Annotated in this window: 19 protein-coding genes; 12 read left to right on the forward strand and 7 right to left on the reverse strand. The window is 32.8% G+C overall.

Annotated features, from left to right (window positions below; genetic code table 11):
* Positions 1 to 108: 108 nt before the first annotated feature.
* Positions 109 to 2,181: a hypothetical protein gene (locus AB3G36_RS14820; RefSeq protein ID WP_367753973.1), complete on the forward strand. Its 2,073-nt coding sequence runs from the start codon at positions 109 to 111 to the stop codon at positions 2,179 to 2,181.
* 85 nt (positions 2,182 to 2,266) lie between these two features.
* On the opposite strand, the gene AB3G36_RS14825 is transcribed toward AB3G36_RS14820, so the two are convergent.
* Both AB3G36_RS14825 and AB3G36_RS14830 read right to left on the reverse strand, forming a co-directional pair.
* On the reverse strand, positions 2,267 to 3,307 hold the full coding sequence (locus tag AB3G36_RS14825) for a PLP-dependent cysteine synthase family protein (RefSeq protein ID WP_367753975.1): 1,041 nt from the start codon (positions 3,305 to 3,307) through the stop codon (positions 2,267 to 2,269).
* Positions 3,308 to 3,377: 70 nt separating this feature from the next.
* Positions 3,378 to 5,438: a S9 family peptidase gene (locus AB3G36_RS14830; protein WP_367753976.1), complete on the reverse strand. Its 2,061-nt coding sequence runs from the start codon at positions 5,436 to 5,438 to the stop codon at positions 3,378 to 3,380.
* A gap of 134 nt (positions 5,439 to 5,572) precedes the next feature.
* Here AB3G36_RS14830 and AB3G36_RS14835 point away from each other — a divergent pair, with 134 nt between their 5' ends.
* Entirely contained in the window at positions 5,573 to 5,893 is a 321-nt protein-coding gene (locus tag AB3G36_RS14835) for a YbaB/EbfC family nucleoid-associated protein (RefSeq protein WP_367753977.1), read from the forward strand.
* Between the two features lie 64 nt (positions 5,894 to 5,957).
* Here AB3G36_RS14835 and AB3G36_RS14840 read toward each other — a convergent pair whose 3' ends face one another.
* Positions 5,958 to 6,977: a low specificity L-threonine aldolase gene (locus tag AB3G36_RS14840; RefSeq protein WP_367753978.1), complete on the reverse strand. Its 1,020-nt coding sequence runs from the start codon at positions 6,975 to 6,977 to the stop codon at positions 5,958 to 5,960.
* 89 nt (positions 6,978 to 7,066) lie between these two features.
* Between AB3G36_RS14840 and prfB the strand changes: the two genes are divergently transcribed.
* A protein-coding gene (gene prfB, locus AB3G36_RS14845) for a peptide chain release factor 2 (protein ID WP_367753980.1) occupies positions 7,067 to 8,165 on the forward strand; the annotation gives its coding sequence in 2 pieces (ribosomal slippage) (positions 7,067 to 7,129 and positions 7,131 to 8,165; 1,098 coding nt in all).
* Positions 8,166 to 8,292: 127 nt separating this feature from the next.
* On the opposite strand, the gene AB3G36_RS14850 is transcribed toward prfB, so the two are convergent.
* Positions 8,293 to 9,009 (reverse strand): L,D-transpeptidase, encoded by a 717-nt coding sequence (locus AB3G36_RS14850; RefSeq protein ID WP_367753982.1) that lies wholly within the window; start codon positions 9,007 to 9,009, stop codon positions 8,293 to 8,295.
* 176 nt (positions 9,010 to 9,185) lie between these two features.
* On the opposite strand from AB3G36_RS14850, the gene AB3G36_RS14855 reads away from it, so the two are divergent.
* Positions 9,186 to 11,150 (forward strand): aconitate hydratase, encoded by a 1,965-nt coding sequence (locus AB3G36_RS14855; RefSeq protein WP_367753984.1) that lies wholly within the window; start codon positions 9,186 to 9,188, stop codon positions 11,148 to 11,150.
* 138 nt (positions 11,151 to 11,288) lie between these two features.
* Complete coding sequence (locus AB3G36_RS14860; RefSeq protein WP_367753986.1) at positions 11,289 to 11,987, forward strand: energy transducer TonB; 699 nt, start codon at positions 11,289 to 11,291, stop codon at positions 11,985 to 11,987.
* Positions 11,988 to 12,012: 25 nt separating this feature from the next.
* On the opposite strand, the gene AB3G36_RS14865 is transcribed toward AB3G36_RS14860, so the two are convergent.
* On the reverse strand, positions 12,013 to 12,924 hold the full coding sequence (locus AB3G36_RS14865) for a phospholipase A (RefSeq protein ID WP_367753988.1): 912 nt from the start codon (positions 12,922 to 12,924) through the stop codon (positions 12,013 to 12,015).
* 183 nt (positions 12,925 to 13,107) lie between these two features.
* Here AB3G36_RS14865 and lpxD point away from each other — a divergent pair, with 183 nt between their 5' ends.
* The 5 genes from lpxD to AB3G36_RS14890 all read left to right on the forward strand — a co-directional run bounded on the left by lpxD (position 13,108) and on the right by AB3G36_RS14890 (position 18,920).
* Positions 13,108 to 14,106: a UDP-3-O-(3-hydroxymyristoyl)glucosamine N-acyltransferase gene (lpxD, locus tag AB3G36_RS14870; RefSeq protein WP_367753990.1), complete on the forward strand. Its 999-nt coding sequence runs from the start codon at positions 13,108 to 13,110 to the stop codon at positions 14,104 to 14,106.
* A 167-nt stretch (positions 14,107 to 14,273) separates the two neighbouring features.
* The gene (locus AB3G36_RS14875) at positions 14,274 to 15,902 is read left to right on the forward strand and encodes an acyl-CoA carboxylase subunit beta (RefSeq protein ID WP_367753992.1); all 1,629 of its coding nucleotides are present in this window, start codon (positions 14,274 to 14,276) and stop codon (positions 15,900 to 15,902) included.
* 76 nt (positions 15,903 to 15,978) lie between these two features.
* On the forward strand, positions 15,979 to 17,535 hold the full coding sequence (locus AB3G36_RS14880; protein ID WP_367753994.1) for a S41 family peptidase: 1,557 nt from the start codon (positions 15,979 to 15,981) through the stop codon (positions 17,533 to 17,535).
* Positions 17,536 to 17,709: 174 nt separating this feature from the next.
* The gene (locus AB3G36_RS14885) at positions 17,710 to 18,342 is read left to right on the forward strand and encodes a hypothetical protein (protein ID WP_367753996.1); all 633 of its coding nucleotides are present in this window, start codon (positions 17,710 to 17,712) and stop codon (positions 18,340 to 18,342) included.
* A 155-nt stretch (positions 18,343 to 18,497) separates the two neighbouring features.
* Complete coding sequence (locus tag AB3G36_RS14890) at positions 18,498 to 18,920, forward strand: DoxX family protein (protein ID WP_367753998.1); 423 nt, start codon at positions 18,498 to 18,500, stop codon at positions 18,918 to 18,920.
* Positions 18,921 to 18,994: 74 nt separating this feature from the next.
* Here AB3G36_RS14890 and AB3G36_RS14895 read toward each other — a convergent pair whose 3' ends face one another.
* Positions 18,995 to 20,041, reverse strand: a complete 1,047-nt coding sequence (locus AB3G36_RS14895) for an AMP-binding protein (RefSeq protein ID WP_367754000.1) — start codon at positions 20,039 to 20,041, stop codon at positions 18,995 to 18,997.
* Between the two features lie 14 nt (positions 20,042 to 20,055).
* Positions 20,056 to 20,994 carry a lysostaphin resistance A-like protein gene (locus tag AB3G36_RS14900; protein ID WP_367754002.1) on the reverse strand — a complete coding sequence of 313 codons (939 nt, stop codon included), beginning with the start codon at positions 20,992 to 20,994 and terminating at the stop codon, positions 20,056 to 20,058.
* 105 nt (positions 20,995 to 21,099) lie between these two features.
* Between AB3G36_RS14900 and arsC the strand changes: the two genes are divergently transcribed.
* Both arsC and AB3G36_RS14910 read left to right on the forward strand, forming a co-directional pair.
* Positions 21,100 to 21,441, forward strand: a complete 342-nt coding sequence (gene arsC, locus AB3G36_RS14905) for an arsenate reductase (glutaredoxin) (protein WP_367754004.1) — start codon at positions 21,100 to 21,102, stop codon at positions 21,439 to 21,441.
* A gap of 95 nt (positions 21,442 to 21,536) precedes the next feature.
* Entirely contained in the window at positions 21,537 to 24,017 is a 2,481-nt protein-coding gene (locus tag AB3G36_RS14910; protein ID WP_367754006.1) for a TonB-dependent receptor, read from the forward strand.
* Positions 24,018 to 24,141: the final 124 nt, after the last annotated feature.

Consider the following 24,141-nt stretch of genomic DNA (forward strand, 5'->3'; position numbering starts at 1 on the left):
TTTACAATGATTTTCCAAAGGATATAGCTGCTGATTAAAATAAATGAATCATACAACTATTCCTAATAAAGAATATCGTTCTAAGGAACGTTTTAAATTATAACATCTATGACAAACAACATTCTAATTGAAAATCAATATAATAGAACAATTTTATTTGAAAAGGAAAATGTAAACTATTTGGTTCGTATTTTAAAAAGATTTAATACCGTACCAAAGGTAAATAACATCAATATTATTACCTCTACTAGTGCCCCCACTATTTTTAAAATTGTACCCAATAAATCAATTATAATTGGTTCGTCCTACCTAGACAAGCCCGTTTTAGCTTTAGTTTATTTACGCTATGGTATCGAATGGCAACTCTGGTACAAAGCGTTGAATAACGAAAAAAAAGATGCTGTTTTATGTGATATAGCAGCACTTGAAGTGATTCGAATATTTTATAATTTACTACCAAAAGACGATAAGGAAAAATTAGAAGACCTTGATTATCTCTTAATTAACTTAATTAAAAATGATGCCGATTTATGTACGGTATCTACCATAAAAAACGAAGAGCTACAGTCTTTTCACGGCTTAAAAAATCCAAATACAGAAGTTAATTCATCTTGGAAACCTATTGTTGAAAATCTAGCAAGACCTACCGAATATTTATTGATGTCTGGAGGTGATCTTAGATTGAATATTGACGAAATTCATTTGTTAAACAAATATGGTTGTCGCCCATTCCCCAGACCGGATGCATTTACATTTGCCTCGTCAACAGCTTCAAGCGTTTCCAATTTTGCTTTTGACAAAACAGATAAAGTGCGAAGTATTTTAATTAGAAATAGCTTGAAAAACGGTTTTAAAGAAACAACTATCGAGTTTTCGGAATTGTTAAAAAATAATCTTCGAAAAATATTTAAACTAAATGAAGAATGTGAAATAATTTTTTCCCCATCAGGTACAGATTCCTCTCTTCAAATAGCGGCTATAACGCAAATTATTTCTGATAAAGAAATTACACATATTTTGGTAGCTTCAGATGAAACAGGTAGTGGCGTGGCTTCGGCCTTGAAAGGATGTCATTTTGAAAACACAACAGCGCTTAATTATCCAATTAAAAAAGGGGATAAAATTGAAGGATTTAGAGATGTCGATGTAATTAAAATCCCTTTTAGAGATGAAAATGGCGCGTTAAAATCGGCTAAGCAATTAGACGAAGAAGTATTTAATGCTGTTTCTAAAACTAAAGATTTAGGCAGACATGTTGTGTTGCATACTATGGATCAATCGAAATTAGGATATCAAGCTCCTAGTGACCAATTAATTAAAAAGCTAAATACACTTGAAGATTTATCAATTCAGATTATTGTAGATGGTTCACAGTTAAGACTAGATCCAAAAGACATACAAAATTACCTAAACAAAGGATATATTGTAACTATTACAGGGAGTAAATTCTTTACTGGTCCTCCCTATTGTGGCGCATTAATTCTACCTAAAAATGTCAATAAATTAATTCATTCTGTAAAAACCTCATTACCTGCAGGTTTAACCCAATATTACAATCATTCTGATTGGCCTGCTTCATGGTTCTGCTCCAATGAATTGTCAGATGGTTATAATTACGGGTCTTATATGCGCTGGAATGCTGCCATAGTTGAAATGGATAGATATTACAAAACCCCCATTTTATACCGAAATATGGGTGTTGAAATGTTTTGCAATTTTGTTGAAGACTCTATAAAAGACGCAGGTTTTTTAGAACCTATTTATGCCGACGAAGCCAAAACAAATAGTTATAATAGTAAAGAATTTGGAATAAGAAATATCCGTACCATTTTTCCTTTCTTTATTTTTAAAGATAATGAAGCCTTATCTGTTGATAAAGTAAAAAAAATGTATACTTTATTAAACTCTGATTTATCGGATCAATTTGAAGATTCTTCTATAGAAATCATTCGGCTTGCTGCCCAAAAATGTCATATCGGCCAAGCGGTTAATGTAAAATATACAAATGATATTGCAAGTGCCGTTTTAAGAATTAGTTTGGGTTCAAGAGTAATTTCTGAAAGTTGGGTCAATAGAGATATTAGTCTCTTTTTTAGAAACATAGAATTACAAATGAACCAAATTACAATCATAATTAAAAAGATAGAATTAATTCTGAGCAATCCTGAATTGCTTGACTAAATAAAATAATTATTGCCAATTCTATTCCATAAAAAAGTCCCATTTGCAAAAGCAGATGGGACTTTTAAAATTTATAATAATAAACTTATTTTATCATTTCTATTTTTTGAACTTCTTCTTCATTGACACTGTCAAAGAATCCTTGTTCATTCATCCAGTCGTCGCTAAAAACTTTACTCATGTAACGAGAACCATGATCCGGGAATATTGCTATTACATTACTATTTGCATCAAATTCTCCTTCTTCAGCATATTGCTTTATGGCTTGCATCACAGCTCCTGAAGTATAGCCCACAAACAATCCTTCTTTACGAGTGATTTCTCTTGCTGTATGTGCACTCTCTTCATCGGTAACTTTCATGAACTTATCAATCATGTCAAAATCTGTAGCCGATGGAATCAAGTTTTTACCTAGACCTTCTATTCTGTATGGATAAATCTCGTCGTTATCAAATTCTCTTGTTTCATGGTATTTTTTCAATACAGAACCAAAAGCATCTACTCCAAGCACTTTAATATTAGGATTTTGTTCTTTTAAATATTTTGCGGTTCCTGAAATAGTACCACCAGTACCACTACAAGCAACAAGATGGGTAATCTTACCATTAGTTTGCTTCCAGATTTCTGGTCCAGTTGATTTATAATGTGCATCAATATTTAACTGATTGAAGTATTGGTTAATATAAACCGATCCTTTCGTTTCTTCATGTAATCTTTTGGCAACATTATAATAAGAGCGTTCGTCATCTGCTGATACGTGAGCTGGACATACATAAACTTTTGCTCCTAAACTGCGAAGCATGTCGATTTTATCTTTTGATGATTTTGAACTTACGGCAAGAATGCAATTGTACCCTTTAATGATACTTACCATTGCTAAACTAAAACCAGTATTACCTGATGTTGTTTCGATAATAGTATCTCCTGGTGATAAAATTCCTTTTTTCTCAGCCTCTTCAATAATGTATAATGCGATTCTATCTTTTGAAGAATGTCCCGGATTAAAAGCTTCTACCTTAGCATAGAAATTTCCTTCTAACTTTTCGGTGACTTTATTTAGCTTAATAAGTGGTGTGTTACCTATTAATTCTAAAACATTATTATAAGCGTTTATTTCTTCTTTCATAAAAAAAAAGTTAATCAAGGGCAATTTTATTCAACCTCGAAACGTTGCAAATTTAACAAAAAATTTCGAATTACTTTTTAATTTTCTCTAAATCTAATAAAAAACTAAATTCTTTAGCTAATTCTTTAAGTGCTTCAAACCTACCTGAAGCACCACCGTGCCCAGCATCCATATTAGTATCTAAGTATAAAACCGTATCATCTTTTTTTAATGTTCGCATCTTAGCCACCCATTTTGCAGGCTCCCAATACTGCACTTGAGAGTCATGAAGACCTGTAGAAACATAAATATTAGGATATTTTTTCTCTTTTAAGTTATCATATGGCGAGTACGACTTCATGTATTTATAATACTTTTTAACATTAGGATTTCCCCATTCGTCATATTCTCCTGTTGTCAATGGAATTGAATCATCTAGCATTGTGGTCACTACATCCACAAAAGGCACTTGAGCAATAACACCTTTATACAGTTGTGGTGCCATATTAATAATCGCTCCCATTAACAATCCTCCTGCAGAACCTCCCTCAGCATATAAATGTTTTGCAGATGTATATTGGTGCTCGATTACATATTTTGAGCAATCTATAAAATCAGTAAATGTATTTTTCTTTTTGGCTAATTTTCCTCCTTCATACCAAGGTCTTCCTAAATCCTCTCCCCCTCTAATATGTGCTATCGCATAAATAAATCCTCTGTCCAGTAGCGAAAGTCTTGTTGAAGAGAAATAAGCGTCCATGGAGTGTCCATATGAACCATAAGCATATAATAACAAGGGGTTTGTACCATCTTTCTTCAGGTCTTTTTTGTACACCATCGAAATAGGCACTTTGGTACCATCTTTGGCCGTAGCCCAAACTCTTTCTTCGTGGTAATTGTTTTTATCAAATTGTCCTCCTAAAACCTCTTGCTCTTTTTTAACTTCTTTTTCTTTGGTTTTCATATTGAAATCAATCACTGAAGACGGTGTTGCCATAGATTGATAGCCATAACGAAGAATATCAGTATCAAAATCAACATTAGCAGTAGTATAAGCTGTATAGGTTTCACTTTCGAATGGTAAAAAATACTCCGTGTCTCCATTCCATGGCATAATACGGATTCTGTTCAAACCATTACTACGCTCAGAAACTACAAGAAAATCTCTGAAAATATCAATATCTTCTAGTAATACATCCTCGCGGTGCATAATTACTTCTTCCCAATTTTTTCTATTGGTTGCCTTTTCAGGCGTTTTCATTAGCTTAAAATTAGTTGCTTTATCTTTATTGGTAACAATATAAAAACTACCTCCGTAATACGAAATACTATATTCCAGTCCGCGAACTCTTTTTTGGAAAACCTTAAATTTTCCGTTAGGATTATCGGCTAATAAAGTTCTAAACTCCGTTGTTAAAGTACTTGAAGAGCTTATTAAAATATATTTTTTTGATTTTTCCTTTCCAACCGCGACATCAAAAGTATCGTCTTCTTCAAAATAAACTAACTCATCATCTGTAGTTTCAGTACCTAACTTATGTTTTAAAACTTTATCAGAACGCAAGGTTTTAGCATCTTGATTGGTATAAAACATAGTTTGATTATCGTTGGCCCACGTTGAGTTTCCAGTAGTATTTTCGATTTTATCCTTTAAAATTTCTCCTGTAGTAAGGTTTTTAACATGCAATGTGTAAATTCTCCTTCCTACGGTATCTACAGCATAAGCTGCCAGATTATTATCAATACTAATGCTAAGCCCGCTTAATTGAAAGTATTTGTGCCCTTTCGCCAATTCATTACAGTCAAACATTATTTCTTCATTTGCCGAAAGGCTTCCCTTTTTTCTAGAATAAATAGGATAATCTTTTCCTTTTTCAAATCGGGTAATGTAGTAGTAGCCATTGTATAAATAAGGAACCGATTCATCATCCTCCTTAATTCTAGCTTTCATTTCTTCATATAAATCTTTTTGAAAATCCTTAGTATGAGCCGTCATTGCTTCATAATATTCATTTTCTTTATTAAGATAATCAATGACTTCCGGATTTTCCCTATCCTTTAACCAAAAATAATTATCGATTCTAATGTCGTCAAACTTTTCTAATTGAGTAGGAATCTTCTTTGCTATTGGTGCTTGTATCTTTTCTGTCATTTATTAAACTTTCAAATTTTTACAAAAATAACATAAAGCAGAATTAGAATACAAAAGCTTTTCATGTTATTTAACATTGGTTATTCCTTCAAATATAGTAATTTCGTGTTTCAATAACTTATAAAATAGGAAAAATGGATTTAATGGGAATGATGGGTAAATTGAAAGAAACCCAAAATAAAATTGAGGAAACAAAAAAACGTTTGGATTCAGTTCTAGTAGACGAACAAAGTACAGATGGTTTATTGAAAGTAACAATTACAGCCAACAGAAAAATAAAATCAATAACCATTGCTGATGACTTATTGCAAGACAAAGAGCAACTGGAAGATTATATGATTTTAGTACTTAATAAAGCGATCGAGAAAGCAACTAAAGTAAATGAAGCGGAACTAGATGCTGTTGCAAAAATGGATATGCCAATGATTCCAGGTATGGACAATTTGTTTAAATAGTAAAAAAATAAGTGGTGAATTAGGAGTCTCAATAGTTGAAATTTTCTAATTCACCACTTTTAATTTATAACTTAGATAAAGTTTCTAATACATAGGTATGCATGACTTCTCTATAGTCAAGATGCGTAACCATTCTAAGCTTACCTTGTCCCATCGAGCTAATTGATATGTTTTTTTGTTTTAACTTTTCAATCAATTGCTTATCCCCGTAATTGGGTGCCAAAGAAAAAATTAAAATATTCGTTTCTACAGGTTCTACAGAAGCGACCCAATCCAACTTATTCAATACCACTGCTAATTCTTTAGCTCTTCTATGATCTTCGGCAAGGCGACTGATGTTATGTTCTAAAGCATATAGTCCGGCTGCCGCCAAATAACCCACTTGACGCATACCACCTCCTAATATTTTTCTAATTCTTAATGCACGATGAATCGTTGCTTTGTCTCCAAGTAAAACAGAACCTATTGGAGCTCCAAGCCCTTTTGACAAGCAAACTGAAATAGTGTCGAAAAGTTGCCCAAAAGACTTTGGGTCTTGCTTTTTAGCAATCAATGCATTCCAAATTCGGGCACCGTCAAGATGAAATTTCAAATTGTTAGCAACGCAAACTTCTTTTATTTTTTTTAAATCTTCAATTTCATAACAAGCTCCTCCCCCTTTATTTGTGGTATTCTCTACACAAACTAAACTCGTTAACGGACTGTGATAAGACTCGGGATCATTTATGGCTCCAGCTACTTGCTCGGCAGTGATCATTCCTCGATTACCGTCTAGCAAACAAAAAGAAACTCCACTATTAAAAGAAGCTCCTCCTCCTTCATACAGGTAAACATGAGCATATTTATCGGCAATTATTTGTTCTCCAGGTTGGGTATGTAGTTTTAAAGCTGTTTGATTTGCCATGGTTCCAGAAGGAAAAAAAAGTCCCGCTTCCATACCAAAAATTTGTGCAATAGAATCTTCTAATTCAATAACGGTAGGATCTTGCTTGTACACATCATCACCCACTTCGGCATTAAACATGTACTGCAACATTTCATAGTTAGGCTTAGTAATTGTATCGCTGACCAAATTTATTTCCATATCTTGATTTTATAAATATTTAAAAGACAAGTCACCACTTGTCACTGCATAAAATTTTCTTATTTTTGCCCCACAAAATTACATAATTTATGACAACTACCGAACAAATTAAAGGTATTGTAGAGCGCCTTGGTGCGTTGAGGAGGTATCTTTGACGTTGATGCCAAACTAATTGAAATTTCTAACGAAGAAGAAAAGACTTTTGCCCCTGATTTTTGGAACAACGCCAAGGAAGCAGAGGTTATTGTAAAAAACCTTCGTAACAAGAAAAAATGGATCGAAGATTACAATAAAGCAGTTGAAATGACTGACGAATTGCAACTAGCTTATGAGTTTTATAAAGAAGGTGAACTTACCGCAGAAGAGTTAGACGAACAATATAATCTTACTCAGAATCATATTGAAGCGATCGAATTCAAGAACATGCTTTCGGATGAAGGTGACACTTTAAGTGCGGTAGTACAAATAACTGCTGGTGCTGGTGGAACTGAAAGCTGTGATTGGGCTGAAATGCTCATGCGTATGTATATGATGTGGGGCGAAAAATATGGATACAAAATAAAAGAGTTAAACTTTCAAAAAGGAGATGCTGCAGGTATAAAAACAGTGACACTTGAATTTGAAGGCGATTATTCTTTTGGATATCTAAAAGGAGAGAATGGTGTACATCGATTAGTGCGAATATCCCCTTTTGATAGCAACGCCAAACGCCATACGTCATTTGCTTCCGTTTATGTATATCCACTTGTTGATGATAGTATTGAAATCGACATTAATCCTGCTGATATTGAAATTACAACTTCAAGATCAAGTGGAGCTGGAGGTCAAAATGTGAACAAAGTAGAGACCAAAGTCCAACTTTTTCATAAACCAACGGGCATCCAGATTCAATGTTCAGAGACCCGTTCTCAACAAGATAACAGACAACGAGCCATGCAAATGTTACGCTCTCAATTGTATGAGATTGAATTAAAAAAACAACTAGCACAGCGTGCCGATATTGAAGCGGGAAAAATGAAAATTGAATGGGGTTCCCAAATCAGGAATTACGTAATGCAACCCTATAAATTAGTAAAAGACGTTAGAACGGGTTATGAAACCAGTAATATTGACGGCGTCATGAACGGTGAAATAGATGAGTTCCTAAAAGCCTATTTGATGATGATGGGGCAAAAGGAAGAAGAATAGAAATTCAGTTTTACATCCCTTTGATATAATCCAATAAAAAAAATCCTCTCTACTTTTAATTTTTTAAAGTTTGAGAGGATTTTTTTATTTTATGACTTATTTTTAAACGCTTGGTGTATTACTCTCTTTAGAATCCGTTTTTCAAAACATTTAAATTTCCCATAATAATTGTGGGGTTTTGTTTAGGATCTAACCAATTCACTAATGAATTCATCCTTACTTCATCAATCGCCACGCAACCAGCGGTAAAAGAAGGCTTTTTTATAGCCAAATGAAGAAAGATTGCACTCCCCTTCCCTTTTACAATTGGGTTTGTATTGTATTCAATAACTATACAGTATTTATAAGCATCATTATTCAATACTAAATTCTCATACGTTTTTGCATTAGTAGCTCCTTTGATGTACGTATTGTAATCCTTTGAATTGGGGTCATCAATCCATTTATCCTCAGCAGTAGTTTGTTGGTTTTCTAATAAAGTTTCAAACTGTTTTTCATAACTAAATAATTTTCCTAAACGAAAAATTCCTGTTGGCGACTTACCATCTCCTTCCTTTTTATGAAATGGCAATGCAAAGCCGTTTTTTCCTATCCCTACTTCTACCGGACCTAGTTTTACATTATAACCAGTTCCTTTTTTTTCTAAAGCTACAAAAGAAGCTGTATAATTTTCTGGCTGATAATTAAACACTACTAGTAATTGTTGTACATTTTCTAAGTTATTTTTGTTCTGTTTCGCAATTAATAAAGCATTTTCAATTGTAGCATTGTTCTTTTGAGCCTTGGAATCATTAGACGAAAACAATACTAAAGTTAAAAAGATAAAAAAATTTAAAAATTTCATTTTATGTATGGTTATTAATTATCTAATTTTTAAGATTCTAAAAATACCTTTTTTAGATTAATCTAATTACCTTTAATAGGTATTTGTCCTTAAAAATTTAAAAAATATTAATTAGTAAAGCCCATTCAAAAACGAGAAGAATAAAAAAAGGATCTTGCATTTAATAAAAAACAAATATGTCAAAATTAAACGTTAGTCAGAAATTAATTCAATCGCATCTCTTACACGGGGAAATGATTGCGGGCAAGGAAATTGGAATCCAAATAGATCAAGCTTTATTGCAAGATGCTACCGGAACATTAGTCCAATTAGAGTTAGAAGCTATGGGCCTCAAAAAAGCAAAAACAGAAGTTGCAGTTCAATATGTGGATCACAATTTACTGCAAACCGATTCAAAAAATGCCGATGACCATTTATTTTTACTTTCGGCAGCACAAAGATTTGGTCTTTGGTTTAGCCGACCTGGAAACGGCGTAAGTCATCCAGTACATATGGAGCGTTTTGGAAAACCCGGAAAAACACTCGTTGGATCTGATAGTCATTCTTGTGCTGCAGGTTCATTAGGAATGCTTGCAATCGGAACTGGTGGTTTAGATGTTGCTGCTGCAATTGCAGGTCAACCCTATTTTGTTAAAATGCCAAAAGTAATGGGTGTAAAACTCACAGGTAAATTACCAGATTGGGTTAGTGCCAAAGATGTTATTTTAGAAATGCTAAGACGTTACGATGTAAATGGTGGTGTTGGGAAAATAATAGAATATTATGGTGAGGGATTAAAAAATCTAAGTGTGATGGATCGGCATGTTATTGCCAATATGGGTGCTGAATTAGGTGCTACAACTACTGTGTTTCCCAGTGACGCCGAAACCAAACGTTTTTTAATTTCCCAAGACCGGGAATCTGATTGGACAGAATTAGTAGCCGATGCAGAAGCAACTTATGATGAATATGTCGAAATCATTTTGGACCAATTAGTCCCTTTAATTGCACTTCCTACTAGTCCTGGAAATGTAGTTCCCGTGAGCCAGGTTGCCGGGAAATCAATTTCTCAAGTCGTAATAGGTTCTTCTGCCAATCCTGGATTAAGAGATTTTTGGATTGCCGGAGCCATAGTAAAAGACAAAACAATCAACAGTGCGGTTTCTTTTGATATCAATCCTACCTCTAGACAAACAATTCAAAATATGCTGAAGAATTTTACTTTTGCAAATTTAATTACTGCAGGCGCTCGGTTTCATCAATCGGGTTGTATGGGTTGCATTGGAATGGGCCAAGCTCCCGCAACAGGAACAATCAGTTTAAGAACCATGCCACGAAATTTCCCAAGTAGATCAGGAACAGAAGACGATCAGGTGCATTTATGCAGTCCTGAAACGGCTGCGGCATCTGCTCTGACAGGAAAAATAACTGATCCTAGAGATTTGGAAAAAATCTATGGTATGAAATATCCTAAATTTGAAAATCCTGAAATAGAAATTATCAATACCGATATGCTTGTTGCTCCTTTAGAAGATGGTTCGGCAGTTGAATTACACAAAGGACCAAATATTAAATCTATCCCTGAAATCGAAGCTTTACAGCAAGATTATCGCATTCCTATCTTATTAAAAATGGGTGATAATGTTTCAACTGATGAAATTTTGAAAGCCGGAGCCGATGTTCTCCCCCTAAGAAGTAATATCCCTGAAATTAGTAAATATACATTTAGTGTTATCGATCCTAGTTTTTATGAGCGAGCCATGAAATCAAAAAAAGAATTTGGTGGACACATCGTGATTGCAAAAGAAAATTATGCTCAAGGTTCTAGTAGGGAACATGCTGCTCTTGCTCCTAAATATTTGGGACAAGTGGCTGTTATTGCTCATAGTTATGCCCGTATTGCTTGGCAAAATTTAGTTAATTTTGGAATTGTACCTTTAGAATTTATAAATGTTTCTGATTACGACAAAATCGAACAGGGAGATTTGATTCGTTTTAAAAACCTTCGAGATGACGTTATGAATAGAAAGAATATAAAAGTATTGATTGAAAAGGAAGACGGAAGTATTATAGAATTTGAAACCAAACACAGCTTAAGTGATCGCCAAATTAATGTTCTTTCAAAAGGAGGAATCATAAATGATTTTAGATCAAAACTATAAGTTGGATTTAAACAAGTCATATATGGAACTTAAAGAATAAAAATGAATCATACATTCAAACAAACTAAAATTCTGTAGCTTTTTTTTTACTTGTTGCAGCAATATTTGGTTATTTTTGCTTGGAAAATTCATCCTTTTATGAAAAAAAATATAATCCTTTTTGTTTTGTTTATGTCTCTCGCTTCTTATGGGCAGAAAAAAGTTTATTATACCGAAGATTTTAAAGAACAAGCTTCAGCTAAAGATGCAACTTACTATAGCACTTTTCAAGAGAGCAAAGACGGTACACAGAGAACAACTTACTATTTAGATGCTACAATTAGAAATAGTGATCAATTTTCTAATTTGCGAAAACACATTTTAAATGGCGAATCAGTAAATTGGTACAAAAATGGAAATAAGGAATCTATTTTATTGTATACAAAAGGGAAGCAAGAAGGAATTCAAACGCGATATTATGAGAATGGCCAAATTAAACGTACCGAAAATTACAAAAATGACGAATTTATTGACGGAAAATGCTTTGATCAAAATGGCTTAGAAATTGCTTTTTTTCCGTATTATGTAAAACCTGAATTCCCAGGTGGAATGCAAGAGTTCTACCGTTATATAGGAAAAAACTTTAAGTCAAAAAATAATGCAAAAGGACTAATAAAAGTTGATTTTGTTGTCGAAATAGATGGTAGTTTGAGAGATTTTAAAATAAAAGAAGGACTAAATTACGACATGAATCTTGAAGCCCTAAGAGTACTTTTTAATAGTCCGTTATGGATTCCTGGTAAAGTAGAGGGCAAAGACTCACGAGTGAAATACAGTATTCCAATAACTATAAAATAAATCTTTCAACTAAACAACTTTGTTTTTATAACCATTCAATCAAAGAAACCCCAACACCAATAGTCGTTTGTAAATTGTTATAGTCAATTAGCGTTTCACCATAACCATGTGAAAGCAACAAATATCCTTTCAAGTTATTTTTAATAGGATATGACCATGAAAAAGAAGAATTCCCCCTGGCTTTAGATCCAAAATTCAAATTATGGCTCCCTATAAAGGAAAATACATTTCCATTTTTAGCATAAATTATATTTAAATCTCCTCTACCTACATATTCAGAAATATCTGGATTATCATCTTTTGTAGCTTTCATTCGCAACCAAGGTCGTATATAAACCGTCCAACTATTGCGCTCAAAACCCGCATGAAAAATAATTCTGTTCCAGCTTCTAGAAAAAGGATCACTTTTCCCATTGGATTCGTGATTAAAAGCGACACCAACCATTCGAGTTTTAAAACCGAAAACTTTTAACTTTACAGGAATATTTAAAATCAGTTCTGGTTCGTAATTCACTTCTCTAAATGGTCTTGATAGGTTATTATTATAAATTTGCCAATGCGATATTTGAGTATATGCCACCCATAAATCACCCCTTCCCCAAAAAATACCTTGCAACACTTTGGTTTTAAAACTCAATTGAAATTTAGCTTCAATATTATTGTAATCAACTCCTGCCGGTGCTATATAATCTGGATCAACATTTCCTGAATGGGGCTGCTCATTTGGATTATTTGACCAACGAACTGGTAAAACATACATGGGTTTATAAGGTGTTACTAAAAAAGTACCTCGTACAGAATTTGTATCTAATTCCCAGCGCTCCGTTAAATTATGAAGCTGTGTTTTATTATTGAATAGCGCTTGAACTTGTGCATTTAAAGAAATAAAAGAACAAAAAGTTATAATAATCGTTAATTTTATTGATATTACTTTCATATTTTAAAAACATATATTAGCCTGTAAAACTAGCTATTAACTATTGCTCTTCGTTATATATTTATTCCATTTACTTACATAAATCACACATTTAAACTTGTTAAAGAATTTCGAAATATTAGGAATTAAAGTACCAATTTGTTTTATTTGACAACTTAAACAAACCAAACACATCTAGACTTAATGAAATCCTATTCACTCGAAGAAATTAATGAAATTTTAAATGGCTGTATCATTGGTAGTGTACTACAAAAAATTACAGCTCCTGAACAACTTGAAGTAGCAAATGAATCAGAAATTTCATTTATTGGAAACAAGAAATATGAGAAATTTTGGGCAAATTCCAAAGCTGGAGTTGCTGTTGTTAACGAGGATATTTCAATAGAACCTGGAGAAAACAGAGCTTTTATTAAAGTAAAAAATGCTGATTTGGCCATGTCACAAATATTAGCTCTTTTTGCTCCTCCAACTCCAGTATTTCAATTAGACATTCACCCTACAGCTGTAGTGGATCAAACTGCAATTATATGTAATGAGGTAAGAATTGGTGCAGGCTGTTATATAGGTCCTAAAGTAGTTCTTGGAGATAATACTACTATATATCCTAACGTGACTATTCTAGATGAAAGTTCAATCGGAAAAAATACCGTAATCTGGTCTGGAACAGTGATTAGAGAACGTTGCCACGTAGGTAATGATTGTATAATACATCCAAATGCTACAATTGGTGCAGATGGATTTGGTTTTCGCCCAGATCCAGAAAGAGGTTTAGTTAAAATTCCACAAATAGGAAATGTAATTATAGGAAATAGTGTTGAAATTGGTGCAAATTCTTGCGTGGACAGAGGGAAATTTAGTTCTACAGTACTTGGTGATGGTTGTAAAATTGACAACCTAGTACAAATAGGTCATAACAGTAAGTTAGGACGTTTTTGTATTATGGCTGGTAACAGTGGATTAGCAGGTTCCGTAACCTTAGGAAATGGAGTCATTATTGGTGGAAGCGCATCAATAAAAGACCATACAACCATAGGTGATGGCGCAATTGTAGGTGCTGGATCTGGTGTTACTGGAGATATTCCTGCTGGAAAAACCATGTTAGGGTATCCCGCTGTTGAAGCACGTGACGCATTAAAACAATGGGCAATATTGAAACGATTAGTAAATGATTCAAAAAAATAATTATTCCACTTTTTATTAAATTCATAAAAAAACAGAAGCTTACTTCTGTTTTTTTGGTTTTAAGACCTGAAATTTTCACATAAACCATGATAATCCCATTCAAATAATAATTTTATTAGTTGGGATTTTGTACTTTAGCACAAACTATTTTTAACCTTATTTCACCTATGGATTTGAACTTCAACAAAAACGAAGACCACAATAAACTTTTATTAAGTCAATTAAAACAAAATTTCTCTAAAGTAAAATTAGGTGGTGGTGAAAAACGAATTCAGAAGTTACATGCCGAAGGTAAAATGACCGCTAGAGAGCGTGTCGATTATTTACTTGATCCTAGAGCAAAATGTATCGAAATTGGTGCCTTTGTAGGTGAAGGAATGTATGCTGCTTATGGTGGATGCCCTTCTGGTGGTGTAGTCGTTAAGATTGGATACATCAAAGGAAAACAATGTATTGTAGTGGCTAATGATGCAACAGTAAAAGCTGGAGCATGGTTTCCTATTACTGCTAAGAAAAATCTACGTGCACAAGAAATAGCCATGGAAAACAGACTGCCAATTATTTATTTAGTAGATAGTGCAGGTGTATTTCTACCATTACAAGATGAAATTTTCCCTGATAAAGAACATTTTGGTCGCATATTTAGAAATAATGCCCAAATGAGTAGCATGGGAATTACCCAAATTTCAGCAATAATGGGAAGTTGTGTTGCGGGTGGCGCGTATCTCCCTATAATGAGTGATGAAGCTATAATAGTAGATAAAACTGGAAGTATATTTCTTGCAGGAAGTTATTTAGTAAAAGCAGCTATTGGTGAAAGCATCGATAATGAAACGCTGGGCGGAGCAACAACACATTGTGAAATCTCAGGTGTTACCGATTATAAAGCCAAAGACGACAAAGACGCCTTAGACAAAATAAAAAATATAGTTGATAAAATAGGTGATTTTGACAAAGCGGGATACAGTCGTATTAAACCTGTAAAACCGGCATTAGATGAAAAAGAAATCTATGGTATTCTACCAAAAGCGCGAAATGAACAATATGATATGATGGAAATCATCAATCGTTTGGTTGACAATTCTGAATTCGAACCATACAAAGATGGTTATGGTCAAACCATTATTACTGGATATGCACGAATTGATGGCTGGGCAGTTGGAATAGTTGCTAATCAACGAAAAGTAGTAAAAACTAAAAAAGGAGAAATGCAATTTGGCGGTGTCATCTATTCTGATAGTGCTGACAAAGCCACTCGTTTTATAGCCAACTGCAATCAGAAAAAAATACCCTTAGTTTTTGTACAAGATGTTACCGGTTTTATGGTAGGGTCCAAATCAGAGCAAGGCGGTATTATTAAAGATGGTGCAAAAATGGTTAATGCCGTTAGTAACTCTGTTGTTCCTAAATTTACTGTGATCGTTGGAAACTCTTACGGTGCAGGAAATTATGCTATGTGTGGAAAAGCATACGATCCAAGACTGATTTTTGCATGGCCAAGCGCTGAATTGGCAGTTATGGGCGGAACTCAAGCTGCAAAAGTATTGGCACAAATAGAAGCTTCTTCGCTTAAAGCAAAAGGTGAAACCGTAGATGAAGAAAAGGAAGCCGAATTGTTCAATAAAATCAAAGCGCGCTATGACGAGCAAACTTCCCCTTATTATGCTGCCTCTAGACTATGGACTGACGCTATTATTGATCCACTAGACACTAGAACTTGGATTTCTATGGGTATAGAAGCGGCAAACCACTCTCCTATTGAAAAACAATTTAATCTAGGTGTCATTCAAGTATAATATAGTACTGGCTCTCCGTTTTTATTTAAAAAAATAATTCCCTTTCTAGCTAAAAACGGAGACCTAAACAAACACTATGAAAAAATTATTTACTTTAGTCTTTGTCTCCTTATTGTTTATTCAATGTGCTTCTATCAAAAAGCACAATAGTCATTTGAATGATTTAATCTCGGCAAAAGATTTAAAATCAGATGTAGATTTTACATATAAAAAACTACAACAACTACATCCTGATTTATATGAGTACATCACTAAAAAAGAATTGGATTCGAAATTCGACAGTCTTAAAACAACGATTCTAAAACCCATGACAAGTTTAGCATTCTACAAAAAATTAAGTCCTATAGTTGCTGCTATTAGACAAGGTCATACTTTTGTTTATGCTCCAACAAAACTAATGAGCAAAAAAGTGACTAAGGCTATTACAAAAAAAGGAACTGGACCGTTTTCACAATTTGATTTTGATTTTATAAATGATAAATTATATGTCGTTAAAAATAAATCATACAATAAAACCATAAAGCCTGGGACTGAGGTTGTGTCAGTAAATGAAGTAAAACCCATAGATTTAATTGAGGAGTATAACACTTTTTATAGCTCGGATGGTTATAATACCACATTAAAAGAACACTATTCAGGCAAACGTTTTTCTTCTTATTTTACTATAGAAAATGGATTAAAAGATAGTTTAAATTATGTTTTCAAAATTAATGATAGCATAAAAAAAATAACCATACTAAGACACCAAGAAGATACAACTAGTAATTCCCTAAAAAAAAATAAACTAAAAAAAACAGCATTTAATCATGCTAAAAGAAAAGTCATCCGAAAGAAAAAAAGAGTTAATGGCTACAACAAAACCGAAAATATATTTAATAGAAATTTACGTTTTATTGAAAAAGACAGCAGTATTGCCATACTGAAAATAAATAGTTTTAAACTAGGGGATTTTAGAACTTTTTACAAAGAAAGCTTCAATAAAATAGACCGGTATAAATCAAAAACATTGATTCTTGATCTAAGAGATAATGGCGGAGGGAGATTAAACGAAATAGTTAATTTATATACCTATTTAGCCGATTCCTCATTTGTATTTATAGATGAATCAGAAGTAGTTTCAAAATCGAGCTTATTAAAAGGTGCTTATTTCAGCGAAGGTACATTTGTTGAAAAAATTATCAAAACCATTTATTCACCTCTACTTTATGGCTATTTATTTCTTACGGTGCACAAAGGACAAAACGGAAAAAATTATTATGCAACGCAAACAAGGCTTCATAAAAACAATAAAGCTGCATTTAAAGGAAAAATATATGTACTGATTAACGGAGGTAGTTTTTCGGCCTCCAGCATTATTTCATCCAATTTAAAGGGATCAAAAAGAGCCACTTTTGTAGGACAAGAAACGGGTGGTGGATATAACGGAACTGTAGCTGGATTTATGCCTAAAATAAAACTCCCTAAATCAGATATAAAAATCCGAATTGGTTTAATGTTGTTTGCGCCCCATTATAAAACAGATCAACACGGGCACGGTATTTTTCCCAATCAAGAAATAATACCAACCCTGCAAAACAAAATAGAGGAAATTGATGTTGAACTCAACTGGGTTTTAGAGGATATTAAAAAATAGAAAACAAAACATAATTAACACTGATTTACAGATAGTTGCATTATTATTTCATAACTTTATGTACCCAAATAGCAATCTAAAACATAATAATATGTTTTTCTTTTACACTCTTTTTCATTTTTAAAATGAAAAGAAATTACTTAAAAATTATAATGCTTTAAAATTATAATTAAGATGAAAAAGATTCCGATTCTATTGTTAAATGTATTGCTTATGACCGTACAGTCTGTTGTTGCGCAGGCTATAACTCCAGATAGCACCTCACCCAAAAAGGACAAAAAAACACATTGGGAATCAGGCATAAACCTTTCAGTACCTGTACACGTACAAATGTATCGTTCCCATAGGTTTGAAATTGGTTTGAATTTAAGGGCTTGGAGAAAAATTTCACCCAAATGGGACCTGGGAATTAAATTCGATTATGACTATTGGCTTGTCAAAAAAAATCCACCAGTACTAACACCCGAAAGTTCTTTAAGCGATAGAGCATTATACAGTAACTTTAGCATCTTTTCATTGAAAGCAAATACACAATATAGTCTCACCAACAAGTGGTATTGGGGAGCAGAATCTGGTATAGGCTATGCGCTTTCGGATGCAGACGGGAGGTTTGGACTTGGTTTTGTATCTGAATTTGGTGGTCCACAACGCTTTGGAATTTCCTCGAGCTTCTATATCGGGAGGTATTTCTTCCTTGGTAACCAAAAAAATAAATTAGGATTATCTATTGATTTCACACAATATTTAGCTCATGGACATGCGGAGAACAGCCTTGGCTTGAAAGTAAAATACCGCTTCATTCATTAAGTAACTAGAATTTATATCGTATTATAGAACAAATAGAAACGATGCACTAAAAACCCCCATTTTCTATTTAAAACTGAAGGAAATTTATAGGTCTAAAAACACATTTTTACACTTAAAATCAGTAACTTAGTGTAGTATTTTTAAACTATCGCAATATGAATAATGTAAAACAACTAAATAAATGGGCCAATGCGCACACTTATTTAACTTTAGATTTAGTACGAATTGCACTTGGAGTATTTTTGTTTACAAAAGGTATTTCCTTTATTACAAATATCCAGTATCTAGTAGATTTAATTTCTCCAATTGATCGAATTGGTGGTGGAATGTTTCTAATTCATTATATTGCTCCTGCCCATATGATAGGAGGTATTATGATTGTATTTGGTTTGTTAACGAGGTGGGCTATAATTGCACAATTACCTATCCTGATAGGTGCCATTGTTGTCAATTTTATGGGAGAAATGCATTCTCAAAATTTATTATTGGCGCTACTTATATTAGTAGTATGCCTATTTTTCTTGTTTTATGGAAGTGGCAAGCACTCCGCTGACTATTATTTTAAAATGCAAAAGTGAATCTATAAAAAAAAGCATTATGAATTATCATAATGCTTTTTTTTTATAATAGAATAAAGGCTTTAAAAACAAGCCTAAATACTTTCTAACATTTCTTTCCTTTTTATTTTTCCGTTTTCGGTTTCCATAAATTTAGAAACATAAAAAACATTTTTGGGTTTTTCATATTTATCCAATCCGTCAAAACTCAATTCGACTGCACCGTCTTTTTCTCCTTCTATGACCAAAACTAATTTTTCACCTAAAACAGCATCCGGAATTCCACCTAAAAAAAAGCGAGAATGAATTTCGTTAGCTAATTTTTCCTCAATTTGTTCTGGAATTAATTTTATTCCTCCACTATTGACTACATTATCAATACGTCCTAAAAACACAAATTGCTTTTCATTTAAAATTTCGACTAAGTCATTGGTAACAATAAGTTCTTCCGATATTTTTGGTGCATCAATTACTAAACAATTTTTCTCGTTTTGGGAAATTGAAATATTAGGTAAAATTGAAAAAGCGTTCTCCCCCACTTTTTTGGCTGCAATATGAGTAATAGTTTCAGTCATTCCGTAGGTTTCATAAACTTGAGTCTTCCCTTTTAATAGACTTTTTTCAAGAGACTTGCTCATTTTAGCGCCACCCACTATCATTTTCTTCACATTTTCCAAGCCAGCCAAAGAATTTTGAGCTTGTAAAGGTACCATTGCTACAAAATCATATTTGGTTTCATTCTTAGTCAACGGATGTGAGTTTGGTTCCACAAAATCAATATCAAGTCCTAAAATAAAACTTCGAACTAGCATCATTTTACCCGCAATATACTTAGTTGGCAAACAGTATAATGCTTTATCTCCAGGACTTAATTCAAAGAAATCACCTGTTGCTAAAGCCGAATTAACCATTGTTTGCTTATTTGTTCTAATAATCTTAGGTGCACCTGTAGTTCCCGAAGTTTGTAAATCAATGTACGATTTCTCATCAAACCAATCAAGCAAAAAGTCTCCAATCGATTTTTCAAATTCATCTCCTTCTTTTATCAAACAGTAAGATACACGGCATAAATCTTCTTTATTTAAATGATAACCATTCAATTTGAACTGATTGTGCACGTTTTTATAAGTTATTTTTTTCATTAGTAGTATGTTGTTTATGAGATGTTTGTTTCCTTATTTAATTCAATCTTTCCAGTTAATTTTTCTTTCCAGTCAGACCAATTGTATTTTCTACTAAAGATATATAAAAGTAATGGGTAAATAACTATTACTGGTAAGATAACATCGATTCCCGCTTTTGGCTCTGAAATATCTTTAAAAATAGAATTCGTTTGAAAAGCAGACCAATCTGAGGTAACTAATAATGCACTAATTAAATTATTTGCTGCATGGAAACCCAATGCCAATTCCATTCCTTCATCCATCAATGTAAGTATTCCCAAAAATAAACCGGTACCTATGTAATAAATAAAGATGATATTTCCCATTTTAGAGACTTCCGGATTCGATAGATGCATTGCTCCAAAAATAACAGAAGTCATCACTAATGGGAACCATTTGTTCTTCGCTAAATTAGCAAATCCTTGCATTAAATATCCTCTAAAAACATATTCCTCTGTACTGGTTTGAATAGGAATCAAAAGCGTTCCAATCACTACTAAAATAGCAAAAGGGACAGGTTTAAAATTGAAAACAAAATTCTCAGGACTGGCATAATAAAAAATTAAAGTAGAAGCAATTGTAAAAATAGACCAGATTGAAAAAGAATAAAAAAATCGATTCCAATCCATTTTTTTTCTTGAGGTAGTTATGGAAAGCATGGTTTGATTGTGAAGATGTCGCACCACAAAATAAATCCCAATTAAAGTAAAAACAAATGAAATAAGGATTAAAAACAAAGTGAGATTAGGCTCAAAAAAACGCATTATATCTTCGTTATTTGACGGATAAGCCTTTCCATTTATCATTACTTCATATAAAAGTCCAACTAATAATGGAATTTGCCCCACAAAAGAGGTCACTATAATTAAAGTAGAACCTACTAAATATTTCCAAAACTTATTTTCTGAATTAACACCTTGCTCTATAAACATTTATTTAATTTAAATATGAGGATAATTAGACTATCAAAGTCTATTTTTGTCAGTCGAAAATACCTTTTTTATTTTAATATAGACTAAAAAACAAAAATAAAACAAATGATACAAATATACCATAACCCCCGTTGCGGAAAATCAAGAAATGCTTTAGCACTAGTAGAAGAAACAAAACAAGAATATGAAGTTATAAAATATCTAGAGCAACCACCTACTTATGAAGATTTAGTTTTACTGCTAAAAAAACTAAAGTTAAAACCAATAGACTTAGTACGCCAAAAAGAAAAAATTTGGATTGAAAATTACAAAAATAAATCTATGACTGACGAATCAATAATTAATGCCATGGTATCAAACCCAATAATTATTGAACGTCCTATTATTATAAAAGGAGATAAAGCGATCATTGGCAGGGACTTAGAGAAAGTTAACCATTTCCTGTAGCGGGAAGCTTTTTTATTTAACAGTTTTTTATGATTTACCCTTTAAACCAAATGCAATTTTTGCAATCAAATTGCCATAATCTAAACTAAAAACTAATGCGTTATCAATTAAAATATTATTTGACCCTCACCTTGTTCTTCACATTTCTACTGAATTTTGCACAACAAAGACCAGCTGGTCCAGCTGGAGCCGAAATGCCTAAAATAAAAATCACAGGAACTGTTATTGAGAAAATAAGTAAGCAACCGCTAGAGTATGCAACTGTTACTTTTATTAACTCAAAGAATGCAAAAGTGATTGCTGGAGGAATTACAAACACAAAGGGAGAATTTAATATCGATGTATTCCCAGGAATGTACACGATTAAAATTGAGTTTATTTCTTTTAAATCCATCGAATTAAAACAAACTTTAAAAGAAAATACTAGTTTAGGAACTATTTCTTTGGTTGAAGACGCCGCACAATTAAACGAAGTAGTTGTTCGTGCTGAGAAATCTACTGTCGAAATTAAGCTGGATAAAAAAGTATATAATGTAGGTCAGGATATGCTTGTAAAAGGAGGGACAGTAAGTGATGTATTAGAAAATGTACCTTCCGTTTCTGTAGATGTTGAAGGAAACGTTAGTTTAAGAGGTAGTGATAATGTTAGAATTTTCATTGACGGACGTCCTTCAAATGCTCTAAATATGGCTGAGGCTTTGCGCCAAATTCCAGCAGACGCAATTGATAAAGTGGAAGTAATTACAAATCCATCGGCACGTTATGATGCTGAAGGTGGTGCTGGTATCTTGAATATCATCCTTAAAAAGGGAAAAAATCAAGGTTTAAACGGAACCTTTATTGCCTCTACAGGAATTCCTGAAACCTATGGTTTAAGCGGAAACTTAAATTATAAAACAGAGAAAATGAATTACTTCACAACTACTGGTTATAATTATAGAACTAATGAAGGTGGCGGAAAAACAAACTCTCAATATTTCAATTCGGATGGTTCAACTAATAAATTTATTGATGAATCTCGCGATACACAAAGAATCAGAAAAGGAATTACAACCAAAACTGGTGTAGAATGGTCAATTACTCCAAATACGTTTTGGACAAACTCTGTTAGCTATCAAAATAATACGGGAAGTACGGAAGACTTAGTGAACTATAATAATTTTGATGCCAATAAAAGTTTCACTTCAAAAAGTTCTCGTTTAAATAGTGGAAACACAACTGGAAAAGACTTTGAATATTCTTCGAATTTTATTAAAAATTTCAACGATAAAGGGCATAAACTAACAGCTGACGCATCTTATTCTAGAGAAAATGATATCGATGATTCCGCAATCAATGGTATTAACGAAACATTCCCTGATCAAAACACGTATAGTACTACTTATAATGATGCAATACAAAAACAATATCAAATTCAAGCGGACTACGTTTTACCAATAGGAGAAGGAAGCCAATTTGAAGCTGGATACAAAGGAAACTTTAACAATCTAAACAAAGCCTTCGATATTTTCTCTGATGATGGTAGTGACCTTGGAAATCTTTTGTCAAATACATTAGAGTATAAAGAAAAAATTAATGCGCTGTACACACAATACGGTTTCAAGGTAAACAAATTCTCTTACTTATTTGGTTTACGTTGGGAAGACACCAATATTGATGTTAACTTACTTGATACCCAAGAATTCAACAATAAAAAATACAATAAATTTTTCCCTAGTGCATTTGTCAATTATGAAGTTTCAGATCAAAGTAGCTTATCTTTAAGCTATAGCAAACGTTTATCTAGACCAAGAGGTAGATTCTTAGACCCTACTCCTAACATTTCAAGTAATATTAATATTTTTAAAGGAAACCCAGATTTAAATCCTTCATTAACGGATAAATTTGATTTAGGCTACATCAACCGTTGGGATAAAGTAACCTTAAATACTTCCATGTATTTTGAAAACACCACTGATGTATTTTCATTTGTACGATATGAAAGTGGAGAGTTTGTAAATGGTACTCCAGTGATTCTGAGCACTCCAATTAACATTGGAAAAGAGCAAAAAATTGGTTTTGAATTTACTTTAAACTACAACCCAATTAAAGCTTGGAAAATCAACAGTAGCTTCAACTTATTCAATACGAAAACAACAGGAGATTTTCAATATACAAATTCACAAAATGTAGTAGTAACTCAAAACTTAGATAACCAAGCTACATCATGGTTTACTAGAGTAAACTCTCGATTAACATTGCCTTACAAAATTGATTGGCAATTAAGCGGAATGTACTTTGGACCTAGTAAAACAGCTCAAGGTAAAAACCTAGGTCAATACGGTATCAACACCTCATTTAGTAAAGATATCCTAAAAGACAAAGGAACGATTGCCTTCAATGTTAGTGATATTTTCAATACCCGAAAAATGAGATCCGAGACTAACTTACCTAGTGTAAGCAATTACAGTGAATTTCAATGGAGAAAAAGACAATTCAATTTATCATTCACTTACCGAATTAATAAAAAGAAATCGGATAGAGATAAAAATGCTCCGAAAAATGGTGAAGAAGAAGGTGGTGGATTTCCAGGATAAAAGCAAGATTAAGGACTCATGAAAATGGGTCCTTTTTTTTTTTATTATAACAATACAACATTGTCCCTATTTATAAAATAATCCATAAAGATACAATCTAAAAACACAATTTTTAGGCATAAAA

Origin of the sequence: Flavobacterium sp. WC2430, from assembly GCF_040822075.1 — a bacterium.
In the GTDB taxonomy this organism is placed as follows: domain Bacteria; phylum Bacteroidota; class Bacteroidia; order Flavobacteriales; family Flavobacteriaceae; genus Flavobacterium.